This window comes from Natrinema soli (genome assembly GCF_028618695.1).
In genome coordinates this window covers 1-5,831 of sequence record NZ_JAQIVI010000206.1, presented here as the reverse complement: position 1 = coordinate 5,831, position 5,831 = coordinate 1, and the positions used below count along the sequence as shown (strand labels likewise).

5 protein-coding genes are annotated in these 5,831 nt (G+C 63.0%); all 5 read right to left on the bottom strand.

The annotated features are described in order from the left end of the window. Window positions 1–110 precede the first annotated feature (110 nt). A complete protein-coding gene (locus PGX04_RS13360) occupies window positions 111–1,196 on the bottom strand; it encodes an ABC transporter ATP-binding protein (RefSeq protein WP_273738950.1) in 1,086 nt (361 codons plus the stop codon). A gap of 44 nt (window positions 1,197–1,240) precedes the next feature. Next, on the bottom strand, window positions 1,241–2,113 hold the full coding sequence (locus PGX04_RS13355; RefSeq protein ID WP_273738949.1) for a carbohydrate ABC transporter permease: 873 nt from the start codon (window positions 2,111–2,113) through the stop codon (window positions 1,241–1,243). Beyond that, window positions 2,110–3,063, bottom strand: coding sequence for a carbohydrate ABC transporter permease (locus tag PGX04_RS13350; protein WP_273738948.1), 954 nt, complete (start codon window positions 3,061–3,063; stop codon window positions 2,110–2,112). The genes PGX04_RS13355 and PGX04_RS13350 overlap by 4 nt, the downstream gene beginning before the upstream one ends. 97 nt (window positions 3,064–3,160) lie before the next feature. Next, window positions 3,161–4,576, bottom strand: a complete 1,416-nt coding sequence (locus tag PGX04_RS13345) for an ABC transporter substrate-binding protein (protein WP_273738947.1) — start codon at window positions 4,574–4,576, stop codon at window positions 3,161–3,163. A gap of 226 nt (window positions 4,577–4,802) precedes the next feature. Next, window positions 4,803–5,831: molybdopterin-dependent oxidoreductase (locus PGX04_RS13340; RefSeq protein WP_273738946.1), on the bottom strand; the 1,029-nt coding region annotated here is incomplete at its 5' end.

Here is a 5,831-nt window from a genome sequence, read left to right as displayed (position 1 = left end):
ACGATCGTCGTCCGTTCGACGGCACCGACCGATCGCGAGACGGCGGTCGCTGCCGACGCGGACACGAGCGCGGCCGCTCGAGCGAGCGGCGACGAAAAGAACTGACCGAGTCAGACGATCCGGACGCCGGAATCGGTGTCGAACAACTGGATGTACTCGTCGTCGAAGACGAGGCTGTACTCCTTGCCGTTACCATCGAAGTCGGGGTCCGTGACGACGACGATCTCGCCGAACTCGGTGTCGAAGAAGCTGTGGGTTGCATCGCCCAGCGGCTCGTCGAGCAGGTGTGTCGCCGGAATGCCGGCCTCAGTATCCTCGCTGACCCGGATGTACTGCGGCCGGAGACCGACGCGAACGTCCTCACCGGCCCAGCCCTCGAGCCCGTCGCGAGAGAGGTCGTACGCGTAGCCGCCGACGTCGAGTTCGGCGGTTCCGTTGACCGATCCGACGTTCCCGTCGAAGAATTGCGTCGACGGCTGGCCGATGAATTGGCTGACGAACTGCGAGTTGGGTTCGTCGTAGACCTCCTTCGGCGGGGCGACCTGTGCCAGTTCCCCGCCGTTGATGACCGCGACGCGGTCGGACATGGTCATCGCCTCTTCCTGGTCGTGGGTCACGTACAGCGTCGGACAGCCGATCTCGTCGGTCACCTTCTCGATGACCGGTCGCAGTTCGGCCTTGAGCTTGGCGTCCAGGTCCGACATCGGCTCGTCGAACAGGAAGATCTCCGGGTCACGCACGAGCGATCGGCCGAGTGCAACGCGCTGTTGCTGGCCGCCCGAGAGATCCGCTGGCATCTTCTCGAGTTGGTCGGTGATCTGGAGCAACTCGGCGGCCTCTTCGACGCGGGCTATGCGTTCCTCCCGCGAGAAGCCGGCGATCTTGAGGCCGTAGGCCATGTTCTCCTGGACACTCATGTGGGGGTATAACGCGATGTCCTGGAAGAGCAACGCGATATTGCGCTCTTGGACCGGCTTGTCCGTCACATCGCGGTCGCCGAACGTGATCGTCCCGCTGGTCGGCTTGTTCAGCCCCGCGACACAGCGAAGCGTCGTGGTCTTCCCACACCCGGAGGGACCGACCAGCGTCACGAACTCACCGTCCTTGATCGTGAGGTCGACGTCGTCGACCGCGACGATTTTGTTCCCCGATTCCTCGTACACTTTCGTCAGATTTCGGATCTCGATGTCTGGCATATGTTGATTTGTATCGCGGTGTTAGTTGTAAAGGTGATGCACTCTCAGAGGGCCCTGACCTGGAACCCTTTCAGCAGGTAGCTCTGCATGAAGTAGGCGAACAGGAGCGGTGGCAGCGTCATGGCCAGCGAGATCGCCATCAGGTAGGCGTCCGGCAGGAACTGCGCCTGCCCCATCGCCCGGAGGATTCCGGGAGCGAACGTCGTGGTGTCGGTCTGGGGCAAGAGGATCTGCGCGAACGTGAAGTCGTTCCAGGCGAGCGCGAAGGCGAACAGGGCCGCGGCGATGATCGCCGGCCGACACTGCGGAACGACGACATCTCGGAAGCCCCGCCACCGTGACGCGCCGTCGACCCAGGCCGCCTCCTCGTGGGCCTCCGGGATCGTCATGATGTACTTCCACATCAGCCACACCGCGAAGGGCATAGATATCGCCGACAGAGCGATGATAAGCCCGAAGCGGGTCCCGAGCAGTCCGATGTTCTGCCAGATCTGGTAGAGGGGAATGCCGATGACGATGGGGCTGAAGAGGTACCCGACAAGGAGGATTCGTGCAAAGTTCTCTTTTTGCGGGAACTCCAGCCGTGCGAGGCCGTAGCCGGCGATCAGCGAGACCAGAACGACCGTCACGATGGTCCCGATAGCCACCACGACCGTGTTGAACATGTAGGTGTACATCTCCGGGTCGGTCAGGACGGTGAAGTTATCGAGCGTGAAGATATCGGGCGTGGGGAAGACGGTGACCACGTTCTCGACCGTCTCGTACTGGGTGAAGGCCAGTTGGGTCATCCAGTAGATCGGCCAGGCACCGACGAGCACGATGATCGCGGTGCTGACGATCTTCAGTGTTTCGAAGACTCGGGTCTCGTCGTCGTATGAGAGGCCGAAGATGCCTCCCGGTGGGTCGCTCTGACTCATGTTGTCGTCTCCACCTCCTCGCTGGGGTTGAACAGTTTGAAGTAGATGATCGCCGACGCCAAGAGGAACAGGAACATGACGACGGAGATCGCGTTGGCGAGCCCGTATTCCTGACCGGTGTAGACGGTCTTGTAGGCCAACACGGGCAGCGTCGTCGTGGCGTTGCCGGGCCCGCCCTCCGTGAGCTGCCAGATGATGTCGAACTTGTTGAACATGAAGACCGACCGGAGCAAGACGACGACTAGGACGATCCCCATGAGACGCGGCAGCGTGATGTCACGGAACATCTGCCATCGGTTCGCACCACAGACCTTCGCCGCCTCGTAGAACCGATCGGGGACTGCGCGCAACTGCGCGAGGGTAAAGATCGTGACGAAGACAGCGAACTTCCAGGTTCCGATGAGGATCAGCAGCCGCATAGCCCAGTCTCGCGAGCCCAGCGGACCCTCCCGACCGCCCCACAGACCGAGCCACTCCGCACCGATCATCTGGAAGACGCCACCGGCCGGGTCAAACACCCGCATCGCCACCAGCGAGACGATGATCGTCGGAATCAGGTAGGCCGTAAAGACCACCGCAGTGAGCAGTTTCTGCCCGCGGGTGATGCGGTTGAGCACCAGCGCCATCCAGAGCCCGACACCGAGCTGGAGGAGGGTGCTGCCGACCATGTAGACGATCCCCCGCCACAGCGAGCCCCAGAACGTGGAGATGTTCAGGACTTCCCGGTAGTTCGAGAGTCCGGCCCACTGCCACTCGGGGTTGAGCGTGTGGATCTCGTGTAACGATGCCCAAAACGCGAACGCGACCGGGAGCACCGCGATAAGCAAGTACAGGATGACGACGGGAAGGACGGTCGCGACGCCGGCGACCGTCTCCCGCTTTACCGGCAGGTCGTCCCACGGAATGTATGCCCTGCCAGGCCGTATCGATTCTCCGGTTTCACTGGCCATATCTAGGTCTCCTCTGCATGCATGTATGTTAATCTCACGGTTGCCTATAAACGATTCGCCCCGCACGTGACGGGGCCGAAAGGCGATCCATCCCCGCTTAACCGCCGAACGTCTCCTGAGCCTCTCCAAAGGCCTCCTCGAGTTGACTGTAGCCCCAGTCGTAGGCCTCCTGCACGGTGTTGGAGTCGGTGACCACGCGGTTGACCATCTCGCCGTAGAACCACTGCCGCTGCATGTACAGGGCCTCGGGCGAGGAGATGTTGGCCTCGTCAACGTTGCCGTAGTGGTTGCCCCAGATCTCGTCCTGAACGTACTCGAGTTTCTCGAGCAGGTGGGGGTGGGCCTGGAAGATGTCCTGGTTCTGGAACGCGTCCGAGCCGATCACGTCGGAGTAGACCGGCAGGAACCGACCCGGGTCCGTCTGGTAGAAGCTCACGGTCTGCTCTATGCTGTCGGCGTAGAGCCACTCGAACCACTCCTTGGCATCGTCCGGTCTATCACCGTTCGAGAATATGTGGTAGCCGTCGGGGGCCGGCGCGGACAGCCAGTTCTCGCTCGGATCGACGCCGTCCAGCATCGGGTACGGGATGATCTCGGTGTTCTCGGCCACCGCGCGTAGGCCGTCGCTGTCCTGTGCCTCGGCCGTCTGTGCGGTGACGCCGACCGGCCAGGCATTGAGGTGGTAACCCTGGCCGTAGTTCCCCTGTACCCAGTCGCTGAGCGAGCCGGCCCAGTCGATGGTCGTCGGATCGGGCGAGTACTGGGAGAGATCCTTGATGTACTGTAGCACCTCGGTCACCGTGTCCTCGGGCCAGTGGATCTCGAGTTGTTCGCGCGCGTCCGGGTCCTGCCAGCGGAGGCCGATGCCGGAAATACCCGAACTCGCCAGCATGACGAGGATCTCGTCCTGACTCTTGCCGGTCGGTGCCCCGGCCAGTCCGTATCCGCGCATGTCGGGATACTCGTCGGAATTATCGATTGCCTCGGCGTTCTCGAGGACATCGCTGAACGTCTCAGGCACGTCCAGCCCGAGCTCGTTGTAGACGTCCGCTCGGTAATGAAAGTTCGACACGTACAGCCCGTGTGGGATCTGGTAGAGGTTGTCTCCATCCCCGAGGAATGCATCGGTGTTTATCTCTCCGTTAACCTCCTCGATCGACGAGACGACGTCATTGACAGTATCGAGCTGATCGGTCTCCCAGATGTCGGCCACCTGGTCGAACGTGGAGGTGTTCGCGTCCGGCGGATTGCCCGACTGGATCAACTGGGCGAGCCGACCCTCCTGGGTCCCGGACATCCCGCCCTCCTCGATGTTCATTGGAATGTCGGTCTCGTCCTCGAACTCCGACTCGAGGTCACCCCAGAGGCTCTGCCACGGATCTGTGTAGTAGTCGGTGATGAAGTGGACGTCGTCGTCGCCCCCACCACCCCCTAAACAGCCCGCCATCGCTGAAGCGATTCCAACACCTGTTCCCGTAAGCACCCGACGCCTGTTGATAGTATCCCGTGTCATTCCTTCTCAAGCCATCTTGGCCAATGATAACATCCCGCTACAACCATATAAACTTCATGTTTTTCCATACGGTTCATTTCATTTTTCAGGGAAAACGGTCCCTATCTCGCCCCGTACATACTACTCGATAGTAACGTCATATCGACGCTCATGTGCGGAAACCCGATATGCGGGAAGCCGGCCGTGTCGGTCAGAGGCAGTGACACCCAGGGGACCAGTCCGGTGCTCACCGCGGCCCGACCGTTTCGGAAACCCAGCCGGTGGCACCGTCGGGTCGCGGGCCGTCCTCCTCGGGGATCTGGAGGTTCCCGTCGCCGTCGCGGGCCCGAACGATCGCCTCGTGGGTCCCGCCCGCCCCGTACTCGTGGCGCCACTGCCGCCAGACGTCGTCGCCGGGAAGGGGTTCGGAGAGTTCGGCCTCAGTCCAGGTGTCGCCGCCGTCAATCGAGACCTCGACGGCCTCGATACCCCTGGTTCCGGCGTAGGCGTGGCCGGCTACCTCGAAGCGACCGCTCCCGAGGAAGTTGGCTTGCCGGAGCTTGGCCACGGTGTTGACAGGGCCGGTACCGTGCCAGCCCCGGTGCTCCCAGTAGCCCGCGGTGTCCTCGTCGCGAACTTCGATCTCGGTCAGCCACTTCACGTTGATCTCGCCCCAGTGGCCCGGAACGAGCGCACGCAGTGGTGAGCCGTGTGCCCGCGGCAGCGGCCGGCCGTTCATTCGATAGGCCAACAGCCCCGGCCACAGCGCGTCGATCGGGAACTCGTTGTAATAGCCGTCGGCTCCGTGCAGGATGACCCGATCGCCCTCCGGCTCCGCCGCCTCGAGGAGGGCCGCGACGCGCACGCCGCTCCAGAGCGCGGTATCCATCTGCCGGCCGTTGAGCTGGTCGCCGACGCATCGCAGCGTCGCGAAGCGGTCCTCGAGGGGCACGGCCTCGATATCCGCGAAGTCGTACTCGCGTTCCTCCGCGACGGCCCCCGTGATCGAGAGCGACCACTCGTCGCGGTCGACGTCGGGATCGACGTTGCCGATGTCGACCTCGTAGAAGTCCGTACTGACCAGCGGCTCGAGCCCCTCGACGTCGAACGACCGGTCTCTCGCCTGCGTGAGCAACTCCCGGATCTCCGGACGGGCGTCCTCGGGGATCTCGAGTGGCGACGGGAACGGCTCCTCGCCGGTTCCGCGGACGAAGAGCCCGAGCGCGCTCGCGCCGATCGCCGACCCGACGGCTCCGAGGACGCGCCGCCGGGCGGG

Excerpts from the sequence above, each read along its gene's own strand:
- PGX04_RS13350 (WP_273738948.1), bottom strand. The coding sequence starts at position 3,063 with ATGGCCAGTGAAACCGGAGAATCGATACGGCCTGGCAGGGCATACATT.
- PGX04_RS13360 (WP_273738950.1), bottom strand. The coding sequence starts at position 1,196 with ATGCCAGACATCGAGATCCGAAATCTGACGAAAGTGTACGAGGAATCG.
- PGX04_RS13355 (WP_273738949.1), bottom strand. The coding sequence starts at position 2,113 with ATGAGTCAGAGCGACCCACCGGGAGGCATCTTCGGCCTCTCATACGAC.
- PGX04_RS13345 (WP_273738947.1), bottom strand. The coding sequence starts at position 4,576 with ATGACACGGGATACTATCAACAGGCGTCGGGTGCTTACGGGAACAGGT.